General features: G+C 64.4%; 18 protein-coding genes. 7 read left to right on the top strand and 11 right to left on the bottom strand.

The genetic code is table 11. The features are described 5' to 3' along the window. Positions 1–189 precede the first annotated feature (189 nt). Positions 190–2,400, bottom strand: a complete 2,211-nt coding sequence (gene purL / locus BLV07_RS20890) for a phosphoribosylformylglycinamidine synthase subunit PurL (protein WP_091889036.1) — start codon at positions 2,398–2,400, stop codon at positions 190–192. A 184-nt stretch (positions 2,401–2,584) separates the two neighbouring features. Between purL and BLV07_RS20895 the strand changes: the two genes are divergently transcribed. Both BLV07_RS20895 and BLV07_RS20900 read left to right on the top strand, forming a co-directional pair. After that, positions 2,585–3,064: a PaaI family thioesterase gene (locus BLV07_RS20895; RefSeq protein WP_176945662.1), complete on the top strand. Its 480-nt coding sequence runs from the start codon at positions 2,585–2,587 to the stop codon at positions 3,062–3,064. Positions 3,065–3,139: 75 nt separating this feature from the next. After that, complete coding sequence (locus BLV07_RS20900) at positions 3,140–4,102, top strand: DMT family transporter (protein ID WP_091889038.1); 963 nt, start codon at positions 3,140–3,142, stop codon at positions 4,100–4,102. Between the two features lie 26 nt (positions 4,103–4,128). Here the strand turns inward: BLV07_RS20900 and BLV07_RS20905 are convergent, their stop codons facing one another. Together BLV07_RS20905 and BLV07_RS20910 are read right to left on the bottom strand one after the other, a co-directional pair. Continuing rightward, positions 4,129–5,484, bottom strand: a complete 1,356-nt coding sequence (locus tag BLV07_RS20905) for an NAD(P)H-dependent oxidoreductase (protein ID WP_091889040.1) — start codon at positions 5,482–5,484, stop codon at positions 4,129–4,131. Between the two features lie 138 nt (positions 5,485–5,622). Further along, positions 5,623–6,528 (bottom strand): LysR substrate-binding domain-containing protein, encoded by a 906-nt coding sequence (locus tag BLV07_RS20910; RefSeq protein WP_091889042.1) that lies wholly within the window; start codon positions 6,526–6,528, stop codon positions 5,623–5,625. 284 nt (positions 6,529–6,812) lie between these two features. Between BLV07_RS20910 and BLV07_RS20915 the strand changes: the two genes are divergently transcribed. Both BLV07_RS20915 and BLV07_RS20920 read left to right on the top strand, forming a co-directional pair. Continuing rightward, complete coding sequence (locus tag BLV07_RS20915; protein WP_091889044.1) at positions 6,813–7,838, top strand: TRAP transporter substrate-binding protein; 1,026 nt, start codon at positions 6,813–6,815, stop codon at positions 7,836–7,838. Continuing rightward, complete coding sequence (locus BLV07_RS20920; protein WP_091889046.1) at positions 7,835–9,715, top strand: TRAP transporter large permease; 1,881 nt, start codon at positions 7,835–7,837, stop codon at positions 9,713–9,715. Before BLV07_RS20915 ends, BLV07_RS20920 begins: the two co-directional genes overlap by 4 nt. Before the next feature lie 16 nt (positions 9,716–9,731). Here the strand turns inward: BLV07_RS20920 and BLV07_RS20925 are convergent, their stop codons facing one another. Genes BLV07_RS20925 through purQ form a run of 3 tightly spaced genes read right to left on the bottom strand, consistent with a single transcriptional unit; the run spans position 9,732 to position 11,639 of the window. Then, a complete protein-coding gene (locus BLV07_RS20925) occupies positions 9,732–9,929 on the bottom strand; it encodes a hypothetical protein (RefSeq protein WP_091889048.1) in 198 nt (65 codons plus the stop codon). 40 nt (positions 9,930–9,969) lie between these two features. Beyond that, positions 9,970–10,941, bottom strand: coding sequence for a tripartite tricarboxylate transporter substrate binding protein BugD (locus BLV07_RS20930; RefSeq protein WP_091889050.1), 972 nt, complete (start codon positions 10,939–10,941; stop codon positions 9,970–9,972). After that, complete coding sequence (purQ, locus tag BLV07_RS20935) at positions 10,938–11,639, bottom strand: phosphoribosylformylglycinamidine synthase subunit PurQ (RefSeq protein WP_091889052.1); 702 nt, start codon at positions 11,637–11,639, stop codon at positions 10,938–10,940. The genes BLV07_RS20930 and purQ overlap by 4 nt, the downstream gene beginning before the upstream one ends. A gap of 169 nt (positions 11,640–11,808) precedes the next feature. Here purQ and BLV07_RS20940 point away from each other — a divergent pair, with 169 nt between their 5' ends. Further along, a complete protein-coding gene (locus BLV07_RS20940) occupies positions 11,809–12,825 on the top strand; it encodes a magnesium and cobalt transport protein CorA (RefSeq protein ID WP_091889054.1) in 1,017 nt (338 codons plus the stop codon). Positions 12,826–12,837: 12 nt separating this feature from the next. Here the strand turns inward: BLV07_RS20940 and purS are convergent, their stop codons facing one another. Continuing rightward, on the bottom strand, positions 12,838–13,077 hold the full coding sequence (purS, locus tag BLV07_RS20945; RefSeq protein ID WP_091889056.1) for a phosphoribosylformylglycinamidine synthase subunit PurS: 240 nt from the start codon (positions 13,075–13,077) through the stop codon (positions 12,838–12,840). A gap of 15 nt (positions 13,078–13,092) precedes the next feature. Beyond that, entirely contained in the window at positions 13,093–13,860 is a 768-nt protein-coding gene (gene purC, locus BLV07_RS20950; RefSeq protein ID WP_173015815.1) for a phosphoribosylaminoimidazolesuccinocarboxamide synthase, read from the bottom strand. Positions 13,861–14,179: 319 nt separating this feature from the next. On the opposite strand from purC, the gene BLV07_RS20955 reads away from it, so the two are divergent. Next, on the top strand, positions 14,180–14,503 hold the full coding sequence (locus BLV07_RS20955; RefSeq protein ID WP_091889058.1) for a DUF1476 domain-containing protein: 324 nt from the start codon (positions 14,180–14,182) through the stop codon (positions 14,501–14,503). Positions 14,504–14,508: 5 nt separating this feature from the next. Here the strand turns inward: BLV07_RS20955 and BLV07_RS20960 are convergent, their stop codons facing one another. After that, entirely contained in the window at positions 14,509–15,483 is a 975-nt protein-coding gene (locus BLV07_RS20960) for a LysR family transcriptional regulator (protein ID WP_091889171.1), read from the bottom strand. A gap of 104 nt (positions 15,484–15,587) precedes the next feature. Between BLV07_RS20960 and BLV07_RS20965 the strand changes: the two genes are divergently transcribed. Then, positions 15,588–16,415: an isocitrate lyase/PEP mutase family protein gene (locus BLV07_RS20965; protein ID WP_091889060.1), complete on the top strand. Its 828-nt coding sequence runs from the start codon at positions 15,588–15,590 to the stop codon at positions 16,413–16,415. On the opposite strand, the gene cynS is transcribed toward BLV07_RS20965, so the two are convergent. Next, positions 16,402–16,890, bottom strand: coding sequence for a cyanase (gene cynS, locus BLV07_RS20970; RefSeq protein ID WP_091889062.1), 489 nt, complete (start codon positions 16,888–16,890; stop codon positions 16,402–16,404). The genes BLV07_RS20965 and cynS overlap by 14 nt on opposite strands. Positions 16,891–16,964: 74 nt before the next feature. Continuing rightward, positions 16,965–17,888, bottom strand: a complete 924-nt coding sequence (locus tag BLV07_RS20975; protein WP_091889064.1) for an ABC transporter ATP-binding protein — start codon at positions 17,886–17,888, stop codon at positions 16,965–16,967. Between the last annotated feature and the right edge of the window lie 4 nt (positions 17,889–17,892).

Here is a 17,892-nt window from a genome sequence, read left to right on the forward strand (position 1 = left end):
GATGGAGCGCAAGCGCAATCCGGGGTCTTGCCACAAGCGGCAGTGGTCCCCTTATCGTGAGGCCAAGGTCTCTCAACTCGTCATTGCGAGGAGCCGCTTGCGACGAAGCAATCCAGAGTCCCTCCGCGGAGACCGTCTGGATTGCTTCGTCGCTTTGCTCCTCGCAATGACGGAGAGCGCGGGAACGCCTTACGCCGCCTTCCCGCCCATATACTCCGGCAGCCAGTGCTCGAACGATTTGCGCAGCGTGTCGATCGCCACCGGCGCCTCGCCCGCGATGGCGATCGCATAGCTCCCGGTGGTGCCGATCCGCACGCAGGGCACCTCGCATCCGCGCATCTTGGCGAGCACGCGGCCGGCCTCAGTTTCCGGCACAGTGACGAGATAGCGTGCCTGGTCCTCGCCGAACCAATAGGCCTGCGACACAAGCGCGGTCGGCGCGGCGAGCAATTTTGCGCCGATGCCGCTCGCCATCGCCATCTCGGCGAGCGCGATCAGGAGACCGCCGTCGGAGAGGTCGTGCACGGCCGTCGCGGTACCCGCATGGATCATGCCGCGCACGCAATCGCCGTTGCGCTTCTCGGCTGCGAGATCGACCGGCGGCGGGGCGCCCTCCTCGCGGCCGCAGATGTCGCGCAAGTAAACCGACTGGCCAAGCCAGCCATGGGTCTCGCCGACAAGCAGGATCGCCTCACCCTCGGCCTTGAAGGCGAGCGAAGCGGATTTGGTGAAATCGTCGAGCAGGCCGACGCCGCCGATCGAGGGCGTCGGCAGGATCGCGCGGCCATTGGTCTCGTTGTAGAGCGAGACGTTGCCGGAGACGACCGGGAAGTCGAGCGTGCGGCAGGCTTCCGAGATGCCCTTCAGGCAGCCGACGAACTGCCCCATGATCTCGGGCCTTTCAGGGTTGCCGAAATTGAGGTTGTCGGTGATCGCCAGCGGCTTGCCGCCGACCGCGGTGATGTTGCGCCAGGCTTCCGCCACCGCCTGCTTGCCGCCCTCAAACGGATCGGCCTCACAATAGCGCGGCGTGACGTCGACCGTCAGCGCCAGGCCCTTCGGTCCGTCCTGCACGCGCACCACGGCGGCATCGCCGCCGGGGCGCTGCATGGTGTTGCCGAGGATGACGTGGTCGTACTGCTCCCACACCCACCGCTTGCTGCACATATCCGGCGTACCGATCAGCTTCTCCAGCGCCGCGCCGAGGCCTATCGGCGCCGCAACGTCACGCGCATGTACGATCGGCAGCGCGGCGGAGGGGACATGCGGGCGGTCATAGACCGGCGCTTCGTCACCGAGCTCCTTGATCGGCAGGTCGGCCATGACGTCGCCGCCGTGCTTGACCACGAAACGCTTGCTCGGCGTGGTGTAGCCGACCACGGCAAAGTCGAGGCCCCACTTCGTGAAGATGGCCTCCGCTTCCTTTTCCTTCTCGGGCTTGAGCACCATGAGCATGCGCTCCTGGCTCTCCGAGAGCATCATCTCGTAGGCGCTCATGCCGGTCTCGCGCGTCGGCACCGCATCGAGATCGAGGTCGACGCCGAGATCGCCCTTGGCGCCCATCTCGACCGCCGAGCAGGTCAGGCCCGCCGCGCCCATGTCCTGGATCGCGATGACGCAGCCCTTCTCCATGATCTCGAGGCAGGCTTCCAGCAGCAGCTTCTCGGCGAAGGGATCGCCGACCTGCACGGTCGGGCGCTTCTCCTCGGACTTGTCGTCGAACTCGGCCGACGCCATCGAGGCGCCGTGGATGCCGTCGCGGCCCGTCTTGGAGCCCAAATAGACGATCGGCATGTTCACGCCGGAGGCGGCCGCATAGAAGATCTTGTCGGCATCGGCGAGGCCGACGGCCATCGCGTTGACGAGGATGTTGCCGTCATAGCGGGTGTGGAAGCGGACCTGGCCGCCGACCGTCGGCACGCCGAAGGAATTGCCATAGCCACCGACGCCGGCAACGACGCCGGAGACGAGATGCCGGGTCTTGGGATGTTCCGGCGCGCCGAAGCTAAGCGCATTGAGGCAGGCGATCGGGCGCGCGCCCATGGTGAAGACGTCGCGCAAAATGCCGCCGACGCCGGTGGTCGCGCCCTGATAGGGCTCGATGTAGCTTGGGTGGTTGTGGCTCTCCATCTTGAAGATCACGGCCTGGCCGTCACCGATGTCGATCACGCCAGCATTCTCGCCCGGGCCCTGGATCACCCAGGGCGCCTTGGTCGGCAAGCCGCGCAGATGGATACGCGACGATTTGTACGAGCAATGCTCGTTCCACATCGCCGAGAAGATGCCGAGCTCGGTGAAGCTCGGCTCCCGCCCGATCAGCTTGAGGATGCGCTCATACTCGTCGGGCTTGAGCCCGTGGGCGGCAACCAGTTCGGGGGTGATCTTGGGTTCATTCTTCATGGATTCGGGGCTTTCGGCGGGCTTTGGCCGTTCTTAGGAACATCGGAGGGCTTGGAAAAGCCCTTTATGGCGCATTTTCCCGCTGTCCCACGTTTTGCGCCGGGGGCCCCGCGGGAACAGGAATTGCACGGCGCGGACGGATCGGATTTAAGGGCTAAAGACCCGTAATTGAAGGCCCATTTCCTTGCACGAATTGACCAAAGCGCCCGCTCCCCGCCGCCCCGACCTCCATGTTGCCACCGAGGGAGAATTTAAGGGCTGGCGGACCTGGATTCGGGACAGTTTTGAGTCCCATGTCGGCCCCTTCTGGCACCGGATCGAGGCGGACGGCAGTGTCCGCAGCGCCTTGCGGGTCGAGAAAAAGCACCTCAACGGCTCCGGCAACGTCCATGGCGGCTGCTACATGGCCTTTGCCGACTACTCCTTGTTCGCGATCGCCACCCACGTCCTGGACAGCCGGGCGGTGACGACCAATTTTGCCTGCGAATTCCTCGACGCGGCGCGGGAGGGCGAGCTGATCGAATGCACCGGCGAGGTCAGCCGCGCCGGCGGCTCGCTGATCTTCCTGCGCGGCAAGATGATGTCCGGCGAGCGGCTGCTGCTCACCTTTTCCGGCACGATCAAGCGGATGAAGCGGCGGCCGCAGCCCCAGCCAAACGCATAGCTCGACGCCTTCCCTTTTCACGCCCCCTCGCCCAGAGTTGCACCAAGCGCTTGTGCGCCGGGGAGCAGGAACAAGGTGCCGCAGAGCACATCTGAGGCGGGTCGCGCGATGGCGTCCGCATCAACGCCGTCGTCCATGGCCGCCACCGGCGCGCGCAACTGGCGCGACTATGCGTTGCTGTTCGCGCTCGCCTGCTGCTGGAGCTCGACCTATCCGCTGGCCAAGCTGGCGCTGGACACGATTCCGCCCATCACCTTCATCGCGGCGCGCTCGCTGATCGCGGCCGCCTTTCTGTTCGCGATCCTGTGGATGCGCGGCGTCAGGATCCCGACCGACGCCAAGGCCTGGAAGCTGTTCGCGACCCAGCAATTGATCAACTCGACCTTCCCGTTCCTGATCATCACCTGGTCGCAGCAATACGTGCCGGCATCGAACACGGTGGTGCTGGCGTCGACGACGCCGATCTTCGCCTTCCTCATCACCTCGCTGATCACACGGCACGAACCGGCAACGCTGCTGAAGCTCGCGGGCGCGATCCTCGGCCTTGCCGGCACGATTCTCATCGTCGGCCTCGATGCGCTACGCGGTTTTGGAAGCGAGATCATCGCGGAGATCGCGATCCTCCTCGCCACCATCTCCTTTGCTTGCGCGACGATCTTCGGCCTCAGGCTGTCCGACTACGACCCGATGGTGGTGGCAGCGGGCTCGCTGCTGTTCGGCGGCATCATCCTGCTGCCGCCCTCGCTTGTCATCGATCAGCCCTGGACTCTGCACCCGACGCCGACAGCGATCATCGCCACCATCGTCATGGGCATCGTGTCGAGCGCATTGGGCTTGATGCTGTTCTACGTCTGCCTCGGCCGGCTCGGCACGCTGACCACGAATGCGCAAGGCTATTTGCGCATCCCGATCGGCGTCGGCCTCTCCGTGCTGCTGCTCGGCGAGAGCGTGCCATCGAACCTGGCGCTGGGCCTGCTGCTGGTCATGGCCGGCGTTGCGGCCATGACGGTGCCGGCGGAGCGGCTGAAGCTACGATAGCGTGAAGCGCTTTTTGCGAGCGCCAATCAAGCAGCCACGTTCGGCTGCCGGAAGGCCGCTTCCATCTCGCGGCGCACCCGCACGGCGAGACTATTGGGATCGTATTCGACGTCCTCCCATCTCAGGCGCTGACCTGGCTCGATATCGGTCTTGAGCTTGACATGGTGGGCGAGGCCGAGCGGCAAGTAGCCCTGCTTCAGTGAAGCGTCAGCTGGGGTCTGCTTGCCCCAGACGCAGAAGCCGCCTTCGCCGTCGAGCATCTCGCCGGCCTTCAGCTTGCGCTTGGCGGTCGCGACCACGTCAGAGTTGAACACGATCGGCGCGCCGGTCGGCTCCTTGCGCAGCGCTGCGGAGGCGACGGAGATGCCGAGCTCGAGCCCGATCATGTGGATCGGCCGGTACAGCGAGGCATATTTGCCGGTCTTGTCCGGCAGCATGCTGTATTCGCGGAAGCATTCCTCGGAATAGGCGCTGTCAGTCTCGAACACGACATAGGTCCCCATCACGAGGCTCTGCGGCACGTCGGAGCCGTCCCGATAGACCGACGACGTGACCTCGGTGACGCCTGACTTCTCCAGCATGCCGCCGTCGGATTTCGGCTTGCAGATTTCGGCGTGCTCGAAGCGCGTTGCTGGCGGGAACGACAGGCCCTCACTCTGCGCATGCAGCCCCGTCGCATTACATACCGCCGTCATCTCGATGCCCGACTTGGTGCCGTCGACGAAGGAGTTGAACATCTTCGGGTTGATCGAGTTGCGATCCTTGATCTTCATGTACTTGTCGAGAATGTCCCACACCGTATCCGGCGTCGACTGGTGATAGGTCGGGTGATAGCGCGTTCCCTTGCCGGCAGCGACGACCTTGAAGCCGGCGGCACGCGCCCAGTCGACGTGATCGGCGATCAGCGCCGGCTGGTCGCCCCAGGCGAGTGAATAGACGACGCCGGCCTGCTTCGCCTTGCGCGCCAGGATGGGGCCTGCGACTGCGTCCGCCTCGACATTGACCATCACGATGTGCTTGCCGTTCTCGATCGCCTTCATCGCGAAGCGGATGCCGGCGCCGGGATCGCCGGTCGCCTCGATGATCACCTCGATGGCCGGGTGCGTGATCAGCGCGTCGGCATTGTCGGTGACGACGGTGCGGCCATGCTTGAGCGCGTCGTCGATCGAGGTTGCCGCATATTGCTCCTCCGGCCAGCAACCGAGCTTGAGCTGCGCGCGGGCACGGGCGGTGTTCAGGTCGGCGACGCCGACGAGATGCATGCCGTCGGTCTGGCGCACCTGCGACAGGAACATCAGGCCGAATTTTCCGGCCCCGATCAGGCCGATGGTAACAGGTTTGCCGGCCGCCTTGCGTTCCAGCAGCATGCGATGGAGATTCATCTGGATTTCCTTAAGCGTTCCTCGGATGACGGCGTTGTTGCAGCTGTGAAGTCCGGCCGCGCTCGCCTTGCACGGAAACGTTAGGCAGCGGCGAATCCGGGGGCAATTCAGATTATCTGCCGCGACGATGTAGGCGCGCTAAACAATCGACACGGTCTGCTGCCCGCTCCAGGCGTCGCGTTCCCCGCGCAACCAGTCGAGGAAGGTGCGGGTCTTGCGATGGCGCAGATGGCCGTGCGGACAGACGATCCACTGCGTGGTCAGCGCGACCTCCGGCGGGTTCTTCACGGGGCAAACCAGGCGACCGTCGCGCAATTCGCGCCAGGCCAGCAGTTCGCTTTCCAGCCCAATGCCGAGGCCGTCGACCGCAGCGTCGATCGCCATGTGGCTGCGGTCGAACAGCACGCGCTTCCAGCGTTCCGCAGGCTCGATGCCGGCCTCCGTGAACCAGCGCGGCCATTGCATCTGCGATTTCACCGAATGGATCAGCCGGTGCTTGAGCAGGTCTTGGGCTACGAGACTCCCCGCAGCAAACGAGGAAGGCGAACACAGCGGAAAGAAGCGCTCCTTGCCGAGACTTTCCACGAACAGACCAGGCCAGCTGCCTTCGCCATGGCGAATCTCGAGGTCGACATTCTCCTTGCGGAAATCGGTCGGCTCATTGGTGCCGTCGAGCCGCAATTCGATGTCCGGATTGGCGTTGACGAAGCTTGCCAGTCGCGGCAGCAGCCATTTGCTCGATACGCTCGGCGCGGCGCGCACCGTCAATGTGGTGGCGGAGCGGATGCCGCGGACATGCTGCGTGACGTCGGTGACGTGCTCGATCTCGCGGCTGATCATCTCGAAATAGCGTTCGCCGGCCTCGGTCAGGGTAATGTTACGCCCCACCCGAGAGGTCAGCGCCGTGCCGAGATGCAGCTCCAGCGCCTGGATCTGCTGGCTGACCGCCGACGGGGTGACCCGCAATTCATCCGCCGCACGGGAAATGCTGCCCGCGCGCGCCACCGCGTGGAAGACGATGATGGCGCGAAACGGTATCTGCATCAGGAAACCTTTTAGGCCAGCTAAAGTGACGGCGAATATAATTCAATTGTCGCCCATGGCCAGCGATCTAGGCTTCAGGCTCAAGGCGACCCGCGGCAGACGGGTGCTGATCGAGGAAACAGGACGGCGCGGAGCGCCGGTTCGCCCGGGGGGAAGGACGCAAGGCTAAGCCCTTTCACCAGACAAGCGATTTTGAGAACACCGGCGCAGGGTTTGCGCGCGGCAACGAAGACGTGCGCCGACAAGACAAGGCGCGGCACAACAGCATCAGGGGAGGACGAACGATGTCGGGTCAGCGCCACACCATCTCGCGCCGCAATTTCATGGCTGCCGCTGCCGCGGCTGTACCTCTGGTCGCCGTTCGCACCAGGCCGGCGCAAGCGGCCGAGTTCGAGTACAAGCTCGCCACCGGCCAATCGCTGACGCAACCGATCAACACCCGGCTCGACCAGGCTGTGAAGCGGATCAAGGAGGCGAGCGGCGGGCGCCTCGAGATCAAGTTCTTTCCGGCCTCGCAGCTCGGCTCGGACACCGATCTGTTGACCCAGATCCGCAGCGGCGGCGTCGACTTCCTCAACATCGCCGGCTCCGTGCTGTCGACCGTATCGCCTGTGGCCGGAATCGCCAATGTCGGCTTTGCCTTCTCCGACTACAGCCAGGTCTGGAATGCGATGGATGGCGATCTCGGCAGGCTGATCGCAACCCAGATCGAGAAGACCGGCGCGCTAGTGATGGCCAAGCCGGCCGACAACACGTTTCGGCAGATCTCGTCGTTTACCAAGCCGATCAAGACGCCGGGCGATCTCGCTGGCTATCGGATCCGCGTGCCTGTTTCGCCGATCTTCACCTCCCTGTTCAAGTCGCTGGGTGCCAACCCGACCTCAATCAACTTCAACGAATTGTACACGGCGCTGCAGACGCATCTGGTCGATGGGCAGGAGAACGGCCTCGTCACCATCGAGGCTGGCAAGATCTATGAGGTGCAGAAGTACATCTCCGAGACCAATCACATCTGGGATCCCTTCTTCATCCTCGGCAACCGCCGTTCGGTGAAGGCACTGCCTGACGATCTACAGGTGATCGTCCGCAAAGAATTCGACCAGGCCGCGATGGAGCAGCGCGCCGATACCGCGAAGCTCAACACGACCCTGAAGGATCAACTGGTCGCCAAGGGCATCAGCTTCGAGGTGTCCGATAAGGAGGCCTTCCGCAAGGGATTGTCGAGCGCCGGCTTCTACAAGGAATGGCGCGGCAAGTTCGGTGAGGACAACTGGAAAACACTCGAGGCCGCCGTCGGGGCGCTCGCATGAGCGCGGTCGTCGACATGCCCGAGGCGGTCACGCTCGGTGACGCGCGGGCGATCCGGGGACGCTGGCCGGAGCAGGTGCTGCGCTGGCTGGTGGAGATCCCGGCGGCGATCGCCGTGGTCGCCGAGGTGATCATCCTGTTCGCCGGCATCGTCGCACGCGGAGTCTTCCATCGGCCGATCGTCTGGTCGGACGAGCTCGCCTCGATCCTGTTCCTCTGGCTCGCCATGCTCGGCAGCGCCATCGCGGTGCAGCGCTCGGCGCATATGCGCCTGACTTTCTTCACCTCCCATTTGTCGCCACGCGCGGAGGCGTGGGCCTCGACGCTCGCAGCCGGCTCCGTCGCGCTGTTCCTGGCGATCATCCTGCATCCGGCGCTGGACTATGTGGAAGATCAGGCGTTCGTGGAGACGCCGGCGCTCGGCTGGTCGGGCGTGGTCCGCGCCGCGGCAATTCCGGTCGGCTGCGTCGTCGCGCTGGCCAGTATCTGCCTCATGCTGGTCAAGCGATCGGCGAAGGACCTGTTGGCCGTTGGAATGTTGTTTGCCGCGATCGCCGGCGCACTCTATTTCGCCGGGCCTTGGCTGAAGTCGCTCGGCAACTGGAACCTGCTGATCTTCTTCGTCGGGCTGCTCGGCTGCGCCGTGATGGCGGGCGTGCCGATCGCGTTTTCCTTTTGCCTTGCGACCGTCGCTTTCCTGCTGACCACGACGCGCACCCCGTTGCTGGTCGTGGTCGGGCGGATCGACGAAGGCATGAGCTCGCTGATCCTGCTCGCAGTGCCGCTGTTCGTGCTGCTGGGCCAATTGGTCGAGCAGACCGGCATGGCGCGGGTCATGGTCGCCTTCCTCGCCTCAGTGCTCGGCCATGTCCGCGGTGGGCTGTCCTATGTGATGCTCGGCGCCATGCTGCTGGTCTCGGGCATCTCCGGCTCCAAGACCGCCGATATGGCGGCGATCGCACCGGTGCTGTTTCCCGAAATGCGCAAGCGCGGCATGAAGGATGGCGAATTGGTTTCGCTGTTGGCGGCATCGGGCGCGATGAGCGAGACCATTCCGCCATCGATCGTGCTGATCGCGATCGCCTCCGTCACCGGCGTGTCGATCGCGGCTCTCTTCACCGCCGGCATCCTGCCGGGGATCGTGCTGGCGATCGTGCTTGCTTTCGTTGCGCGCTATCGGGCGGGCGCGGAGGAGAATGGCGCGGCCAAGGTCGCTCGCGCGCCGCTATCCGTGGTCGCAAGAACGTTCTGGGTGGCGCTGCCGGCGCTCGCCCTGCCGTTCCTGATCCGCAGCGCCGTGGTCGAGGGCGTTGCGACCGCGACCGAAGTCTCGACGATCGGCATCGCCTACTGCCTCGTGCTCGGCCTGATCATCTATCGCGGCAGTCTGACATGGAAGAATGTGCTGCCGATGCTGGTCCAGACCGCCTCGCTCTCCGGCTCGATCTTGTTCATCGTGGGCGCCGCGAGCGCGATGGCCTGGGCGTTGGCGCAATCCGGCTTCTCGCATGATCTCGCCGCGCGCATGGCGGGCGTGCCAGGCGGCGCCTACGGCTTCCTGCTGATCTCGGTGCTAGCTTTCATCGTGCTTGGCAGCGTGCTGGAGGGCATCCCGGCCATCGTGCTGTTCGGCCCCCTGCTTTTTCCAGTGGCGGCGCAGTTCGGCATCCACGAGGTGCACTATGCGATGGTGGTGATCCTCGCCATGGGCCTCGGCCTGTTCGCGCCGCCGTTCGGCCTTTGCTACTACGCCGCCTGCATCATCGGCAACGTGCCGCCGGATGCAGGCATGCGCCGGATCTGGATCTATCTCGCCTGGCTGTTCCTGGGCCTGTTGCTGATCACTTTCGTACCCTGGATATCCCTAGCGTTTCTATGAGATTGGCACGCCCCCTTCAGGTCGAAAGCTGCTTCTCGGCGATCGACAGCCATTCGGCCTGCGCCTTGCGCAGATATTTCGGCGCGCGCCGCATCTGGATCAGGAGCTCGTTGAAGACCATGCGCGCTTTGGCCGTGCGGCCGACCATCTGCAGCAAGTGCGGCCATTGCTTCTGGAGATCGTCCAGCGTCGCGACGAGGGTCAGTCGTCTCAAACGCGATGCAAGTTCATGAAATCGCAGCCGAATGCCGCTATTACTTGGCGTCGTCCGCCAGCATCTTCCGGTACTTCTCGACGTCACGCGTCACGAGCTTTTGCAGCACCTCGGGCGTGTGCTCGTCGGGGTCGGGCGCAACGGTCGAGAGGTCGGCAAAGCGCTTCTTCACCGCGTCGGTTTCCACCGCCGTGCGCGCGGCGGCACTGAGCTTGGCGATCACCGCCGGCGGGGTGCCTTTGGGCGCGAACAGGCCGTTCCAGCCCTGCGCCTCGAATTCGGGCAGGCCGGCTTCGGCCGACGTCGGAAGATCCGGCAGCGTCGCGAGCCGCACCGTCGAGCCGACCACGAGCCCCTTCACCAGCTTCTCGTTGATCGACTGTGAGACGGACGCCGCCGCATCGCAGACGCCGTCGATCTGACTGCCGACCGCATCGGTCAGCGCGGGCGCGGCGCCGCGATAGCCGACCAGCGTCGCGTCGATCCCGGCGGCGGTGACGAAGCTCTTGCAGATCAGGTAATTCGAGGAGCCGACGCCGGCATGGCCAAGATTGATCCTGCCCGGATTGGCCTTGGCATAGGCGATGAACTCCTTCAGGTCCTTCGCCGGAAGATCCTTGCGCACGGCGATGATGCCGAACGTCTTCGCCACCATGGCGATCGGCACGAACGAGTCCGGCGTGAACGGCAGTTTTGGATAGATCGTATAGGTCGCGGCATTGGTGCCGGCATTGCCGATCGCGATGGTGTAGCCGTCAGGCTCGGCACGAGAGGCGCGTGCCAGCGCGGTCGAACCGCCGGCGCCGGCGACGTTCTCGATCACGATGGTCTGGCCGAGCGCAATGCCCATCTGCTCGGCGACGGTCCGCGCGATCACGTCCGAGGTGCCGCCGGCCGCGAACGGCACGATCATGGTAACAGGACGTTTGGGATAATCCTGCGCGAACGCAGCGGTCGCGAACGACAGCGCCGCGAGCGCGGCGAGCGACCGCTTCAGCATGAACGAAATCACGCGGCTTTTTCCAGATGCTGGACCAGACCGGCGAACAGGCCGCGGCCGTCGGTGCAGCCCATGATGTCTTCGACGTGGTTTTCCGGATGCGGCATCATGCCGAGCACGTTGCCCTTGTCGTTGACGATGCCGGCGATGGAATGCGCCGCGCCGTTGATGTTGCTGTCATCGTCAACGACACCGTCGGCCGAGCAGTAGCGATAGAGCACCCGCCCCTCACCTTCGAGCCGCTTGATGGTCTCTTCGTCCGCCTCGTAATTGCCCTCACCGTGGGCGACCGGCACGCGGATCACCTGCCCGGCATTGTAGCCGCGGGTGAACGGCGTGTCGGAACGCTCGACCCGCAGATGCACGTCGTGGCAGATGAATTTCAGCCGCGCATTGCGCATCAAGACGCCCGGCAACAGGCCGGACTCGCAGAGGATCTGGAAGCCGTTGCAGACGCCGAGCACGAGGCCGCCCTTGGCCGCATAGTCGCGCACAGCGTCCATCACCGGCGCCCGTGCCGCAATCGCGCCACAGCGCAAGTAATCGCCGTAGGAGAAGCCGCCCGGCACCACCACGAGGTCGGTGCCCGCAGGCAGCGAGGTCTCGGCGTGCCACACCATTGCGGGCTCGCTGCCGGAGATCAGCCTCAAAGCACGCGCCATGTCGCGCTCGCGATTGATTCCGGGAAAGACGAGGATGGCGGCTTTCATGGCTTAAGTTCCGACGGTGGCTGGAATCGGGGTGGCACGGAGGGGCCAATTCGCCAAGAGACATAACCATTTGACGGGGATTTTACCAGTGCTAGCCTCCGCAAAGGGCCTTGTACACAGGCTCTGGTTGCACGCAGTCTGACCGCTCGATTTGCCCGGGATTGAAGCCATGAATATCCCGTCGCTGCCCGCATCCCCCTCCGAGCCGGTGCCCACCGAGGGCGTCGTCGCTGCCGGCGCCTATGTCGACGGCCGGCGCGTCGCCAATATCGCCATCAGCGAGGCCTCGAGCTGGCGGGCCAAGCCCGGCCATGTGGTCTGGATCGGCCTGCACGAGCCGGACATGGCGCTGCTCCGCGCGGTGCAGAAGCAGTTCGATTTGCACGATCTCGCGATCGAGGACGCAAACCACGCCCATCAGCGGCCCAAGATAGAGCAGTACGGCGAGGCTCTGTTCATCGTCGCGCGCACCGCGCAACTGGTCGAAGGCCGGATCGCCTTCGGCGAGACGCACATTTTCGTTGGCGATGGCTATCTGGTCTCGGTGCGCCACGGTGCTTCGACCTCCTACACACCGGTGCGCGAACGCTGCGAAAGCTGCCCGCGGGCGCTCGCCCGCGGCGAGGACTACATCCTCTATGCCATTCTCGATTTCATCGTGGACAACTATTCCCCCGTGCTCGAAAGCATTCACGAAGAGATCGAGGAGATCGAGGACTACGTGCTCGCGCACGCGATCACCAAGGCGCAGATCGAGCGGCTCTATATGCTGCGCCGCGACCTCCTGCGGCTCCGCAACGCGATCGGACCGCTGGTGGAGGTCTGCCGCCGGCTGGAGCATGACGAGCTGTCGATGGTGCGGCAGGCCATGCAGCCACTGTTCCGCGACGTCACCGACCACGTCCGCAACATCCAGGAGCGGATCGATTCCATGCGTGAGGTGCTGGCCTTCGCCTTCGAGGCGAGCCTGCTGGTCGGGCAGGCCCAGGAGACCGCGGTGTCCAAGAAGCTCGCTTCCTGGCTCGCGATCATCGCGATCCCGACCGCACTCGCCGGCATCTACGGCATGAACTTCAAGCACATGCCCGAGCTGGAATGGGAGTACGGCTATTACATGCTGCTCGGCGTGATGCTGACGGCGTGCGGCGCGCTGTACTGGCGATTCCGTCGTGCAGGGTGGCTGTAAGCCGCCCGCGCGTTAGACGATCTCGACCCGATAATTCTCGATCACGGTATTCGCCAGCAGCTTGTCGGCGGCTTCCTTCAGCACGGCTTCCGCCTTGGTCTTGTCGGCGCCGGCGAGCTCGATGTCGAACACCTTGCCCTGGCGGACGCTGGCGACGCCGTCGACGCCGAGCGACTTCAGCGCGCCTTCGATGGCCTTGCCTTGCGGATCGAGGATGCCCGTCTTCAGGGTAACGGTGACACGTGCCTTCACGTCAAAGATCCTCTCTCAGCTCTTCACCAGCACCGGGCCGGAGCCCTGCGGACGCTCGTTCTCCATGAGGATGCCGAGGCGCTTTGCGACTTCGGTATAGGCCTCGAGCAGGCCACCGAGATCCCTGCGGAAGCGGTCCTTGTCGAGCTTCTCGTTCGACTTGATGTCCCACAGACGGCAGGAGTCCGGCGAGATCTCGTCGGCGACGATGATCCGCATCATCTCGTTCTCGAACAGGCGGCCGCACTCCATCTTGAAATCGACGAGACGGATGCCGATGCCGAGGAAGAGGCCGGTGAGGAAGTCGTTGACGCGGATGGCGAGCGCCATGATGTCATCGATCTCCTGCGGCGTCGCCCAGCCGAAGGCGGTGATGTGCTCTTCCGACACCATGGGGTCGTTGAGCTGGTCGTTCTTGTAGTAGAATTCGATGATCGAACGGGGCAGCTGGGTGCCCTCCTCGATGCCGAGGCGCTGCGACAGCGAGCCGGCGGCAACGTTCCGCACCACCACCTCCAGCGGCACGATCTCGACCTCGCGAATCAACTGCTCGCGCATGTTGAGGCGGCGGATGAAATGGGTCGGCACCCCGATGTCGTTGAGGTGCTGAAACAGGTACTCCGAGATCCGGTTGTTGAGGACACCCTTGCCCTCGATCACCTGATGCTTTTTCGCATTGAATGCGGTGGCGTCGTCCTTGAAGTGCTGGATCAGGGTACCGGGCTCCGGGCCTTCATAGAGAACCTTTGCCTTGCCTTCATAAATGCGACGCCGACGGCTCATTGGGATGTACCGTGTTTTGTTGAAATCCATGAATTTGGTGTGCTCCGGTTGACTAGGATTAGGACCCACAGCGGAGCTGCCGTGAACGGCTCGGAACCCGTCTCGAATCCTTGGAAACAGAACGGGAACCAAGCCTTAGGCAACCTATCCGATTGGCTGTCCAAGCACAATCGATCCGGCCGTCCGGCACCAACTTATACCGTCTTGCCTGCGGCTTAACGGCCCGTTGTTTTGCCTATTTCTGCTCTCTATGTAGGCATGCAGCCGGGTCGCCGCAACGGAAGGCTCCCACTCCATTCAGAGGGATTTGGAACAAAGCATGAGCGAGTTCGACAAGCGCGAGGAAGGTTTTGAGAAGAAGTTCGCCCTCGACGAGGAGCAGAAATTCAAGGCGGAGGCCCGCCGCAACCGGCTGCTCGGCCTGTGGGCGGCCGAACAGCTCGGCATCACCGGTGACGCCGCCAGCGCCTATGCCAAGGAGGTGGTCGCGGCCGATTTCGAGGAGGCCGGCGATGGCGACGTCCTGCGCAAGGTCATGGCCGATTTCGCCGCCAAGAAGGTCGCCGTCACCGAGCAGGCGATTCGCGCCAAGATGAGCGAGCTGATCGCGGTGGCAGCCGCCGAGGTGAAGGCCGGGAAGTAACTGGTTCAGGCGAGTCGCCGGCGCGCAATTCCCTTGCGCGCCGGCGATCGCTTTCCGGCGTCCCGCGTGGTCGAGACATCCAGCCCGGCATAGTTGCGGCGGATGGTCTCGAGCAGGCGCTCGGCGGCCGTGCTCAGAAAGCCGCCGCGACGCGTGACAAGGACGATGTCCTGGTTCGCGGCAAGATCGCCCACGGCGATCGTCGCGATCGAGGCCGCACGCAGCTCCTCCGCGACGTGGCTTCGCGCCAGGAGTGCAAGGCCAAAGCCCGATTCCACGAGCCGCTTCTGCGCGGTGAGGCTGTCCACGGCCGTCCACGCGATTTCGCCAAGCCCCTGCGTCAGAAACAACGCGAACACGTGAGCGGCGGCGATCTCGCGACGCCCGCGAGTCTCCGGGAATGCGATCCAGCGCTCGCCGCGCAGCTCGGCGAGGCGCTTCACGCGCTTTCCGGCCAGAGGATGGTCGGGCGCACAGACGACCTGCAACGCCTCGCTCAGCACCTGCTCGCAGGCGAGATCGCCGGAGCGGTCGGTGTTGTAGCGCAGGCCGATCGTGGCCTCGCCGCGCCGGATGAGATCGCTGACCTCCGCACTGGTCGCTGTCTGCAATGCTAGCGTGACGGCGGGATTTTCCCTGGCAAACCGCTTCATGATGGTCGAGAGGCGGCCATCGGCCAGCGTGCCGGTGACGGCCAGCGAAACCGGCCCCGAATTCTGCTTGGTCAACGCCCGTATCGCCTGTTCGGCGTCCTGCGCCGCGGCAACCGCGCGCTCGGCATAGGGGATCAGCACGCGCCCGGCATCGCTGAGCCGGGTGCGGCCTGCCACCCGGTCGAACAGGGGCACGCCGAGCTCCTGCTCCAAGAGGGCGATACGGCGCGAAATCGCCGGCTGCGAACGATGCAGGAACTTTGCGGCATTCGAGATCCCGCCCCTGCGATGCACCGCCAGGAAGGTGTTGAGGGCATCACTGTCCATCGCGACCTCATGCAAAAAACTGATGATCACTGAAGGAATAACAAATTTGGCGGATGACGGAAACGCTCCTAAGGCTGCTTGGACGAACAACACGGAGACGAGCCATGACGAGCCAGCTGGACAAGGCGACGGCGTTTCGCGCACTGCACGAGCGGCCCGGAGCCTTCATCATTCCCAATCCATGGGACGCCGGTACGGCCAAGCTGCTCGTGGCGATGGGCTTCGAGGCCCTGGCGACCACGAGCCTCGGGGTGGCCAACATGCTCGGCAGCGGCGGCGTCAGTCTCGACGTCATCCTCGCCAACGCGCGCGCGATCGTCGAAGCTACCGAACTGCCGGTCAGCGTCGACCTCGAGAATTGCGGCGCAGATGAGCCGAAGCGTGCCGCCCAAGCGATTCAGCGCGCCGCCGAGGCTGGCGCGGTCGGAGGTTCGATCGAGGATTTCAGCGGCGACCGTGATCGTCCCATCTACGACTTCTCCCACGCCGTCGAGCGCGTCCAGGCCGCGGTCGAAGTGGCGCGCGCGCTGTCAATTCCGTTCACGTTGACCGCGCGGGCCGAGAACTTCCTGCACGGCCGCAAGGACATCGACGACACAATTCGCCGCCTGCAGGCCTTCGAGGCCGCGGGCGCCGATGTCCTGTATGCGCCGGGCCTCTACGATCTCGCCACGATCCGGACCGTCGTCGCCTCGCTCGGCAAGCCGTTCAACCACGTGATGGGCTTTGCCGACCCGACGCTGACGGTCGGGCAATTGTCCGCCGCCGGCGTCAAGCGCATCAGCGTCGGCGGGGCCATGTCACGCTACGCGCTCGCCGCGTTCCTGAACTGCGCACGCGAGATGAAGGACCAGGGATCCTTCACCTATATTCGCGAGATGGCTCCGGTCGGCGAGCTGCGCGCCGCCTTCGCCGCGGTCACTCCTCCCTGAAGCCGTACTCCGGCACGTTGCCGCTGGCACCGTAATATTTGTACGGCAGGAACTTGCCGCTCATGGTGATCTTGACGCGGTCGCCCTTCGGGTTGGCGACGCGCTCGATGCCCATGTCGAAGTCGATCGCCGACATGATGCCGTCGCCGAACTCTTCCTCGATCAGCGCCTTCCAGGCCGGGCCGTTCACCATCACCATCTCGTAGAAGCGGTAGATCAGGGGATCGGTCGGCGGCATTGGCGTGCCGGTGCCGCGCATCGGCACCTCGTTCAGCATGGCAACTTCCGCCTTCGACAGGCCGAACAGCTCGCCGGCATTCGCGGCCTGCGGCTTGGTCAATTTCATCTGACCGAGGATCGCGCCAACGATCAGCACCTCGGAATAGCCGCCGATCTTGTCACAGATGTGTTTCCAGCTCCAGCCCTTCTCGCGCTTGATGTCGAGCAGCTTTTCGGTGAGGTCTTCGCGTTTCATGTCAGGGTCTCCTCTTCAAAAGCATGATCTGGAAAAGTGTGAAGCGGTTTTCCGCAGATCATGCGTCTATAAAATCACGCAATCAGTCCGGGGCTGGGCCCGGCTATCCATGTCTGTCGTTGCTCTTCGCCATTCGACGCGATCGTCAGTCCGGGCTTGCCGATCTGAACCGTCGGCACGTTGCGCGCATCGTGACCGGGCGTCTCGGCGGCAAAGGTCTTGCTGCGCGTCACCAGGAAATCGATGATGTGGTTGCGCAAGGCGTAGTACAGCGGATGGCGGTGCAGATCGGTGCGGCCGCGATCCCTCGGCAGCGGGTTCTCGACGACTTCCGCGAGCACCGCCCCCGGACCGTTGGTCATCAGAAAAATCTTGTCGGCGAGATAGATCGCCTCGTCCACGTCATGGGTGATCATGAACGCGGTCTGCCCAGTCTCGAGGCAAATGCGCCGCACCTCGTCCTGGAGCGTGCCGCGTGTCAACGCGTCGAGCGCGGAGAACGGCTCGTCCATCAGCATCATCTTCGGCGTGATCGAGAGCGCGCGGGCGATGCCGACGCGCTGCTTCATGCCGCCCGACAGCTCGGAGGGACGCTTGTGCTCGGAGCCGGTGAGGCCGACAAGATCGATGAAACTCTGCGCGTGCGCCCTGACCTTGGCGCGATCCCAGCTCCGCCATTTCGAGCTGACGGCATAGGCGACGTTGCCGAGCACGGTGCGCCAGGGCAAAAGCGCGTGGCTCTGGAAGATCACCGCGCGGTCGAGACTGGTGCCGGAAATCGCCTGCCCGTCGACGATGACGGCGCCTTCGCTCGGCGCATCGAGGCCGGCAAGGATGTTGAGCACTGTGGTCTTGCCGCAGCCGGAATGGCCGATCACGCAACAGAACTCGCCGCGGGCCATCGACAGCCACAGATTCTCGAACACAGTCGTCGTTGCGCCGCCCGCGCCCGGATAGCGCTTCGCGATGCCTTCGATGGAGATGAATTTATCGGTCACTGCC

Source organism: Bradyrhizobium sp. Rc2d (assembly GCF_900099855.1).
Classification (GTDB): Bacteria; Pseudomonadota; Alphaproteobacteria; order Rhizobiales; family Xanthobacteraceae; genus Bradyrhizobium.

Excerpts from the sequence above, each read along its gene's own strand:
- BLV07_RS20920 (WP_091889046.1), top strand. The coding sequence starts at position 7,835 with ATGAGCGCGGTCGTCGACATGCCCGAGGCGGTCACGCTCGGTGACGCG.
- purQ (WP_091889052.1), bottom strand. The coding sequence starts at position 11,639 with ATGAAAGCCGCCATCCTCGTCTTTCCCGGAATCAATCGCGAGCGCGAC.
- BLV07_RS20940 (WP_091889054.1), top strand. The coding sequence starts at position 11,809 with ATGAATATCCCGTCGCTGCCCGCATCCCCCTCCGAGCCGGTGCCCACC.
- BLV07_RS20905 (WP_091889040.1), bottom strand. The coding sequence starts at position 5,484 with ATGAATCTCCATCGCATGCTGCTGGAACGCAAGGCGGCCGGCAAACCT.
- BLV07_RS20955 (WP_091889058.1), top strand. The coding sequence starts at position 14,180 with ATGAGCGAGTTCGACAAGCGCGAGGAAGGTTTTGAGAAGAAGTTCGCC.
- BLV07_RS20910 (WP_091889042.1), bottom strand. The coding sequence starts at position 6,528 with ATGCAGATACCGTTTCGCGCCATCATCGTCTTCCACGCGGTGGCGCGC.
- BLV07_RS20915 (WP_091889044.1), top strand. The coding sequence starts at position 6,813 with ATGTCGGGTCAGCGCCACACCATCTCGCGCCGCAATTTCATGGCTGCC.
- purL (WP_091889036.1), bottom strand. The coding sequence starts at position 2,400 with ATGAAGAATGAACCCAAGATCACCCCCGAACTGGTTGCCGCCCACGGG.
- purC (WP_173015815.1), bottom strand. The coding sequence starts at position 13,860 with ATGAGCCGTCGGCGTCGCATTTATGAAGGCAAGGCAAAGGTTCTCTAT.
- BLV07_RS20960 (WP_091889171.1), bottom strand. The coding sequence starts at position 15,483 with ATGGACAGTGATGCCCTCAACACCTTCCTGGCGGTGCATCGCAGGGGC.
- cynS (WP_091889062.1), bottom strand. The coding sequence starts at position 16,890 with ATGAAACGCGAAGACCTCACCGAAAAGCTGCTCGACATCAAGCGCGAG.
- BLV07_RS20965 (WP_091889060.1), top strand. The coding sequence starts at position 15,588 with ATGACGAGCCAGCTGGACAAGGCGACGGCGTTTCGCGCACTGCACGAG.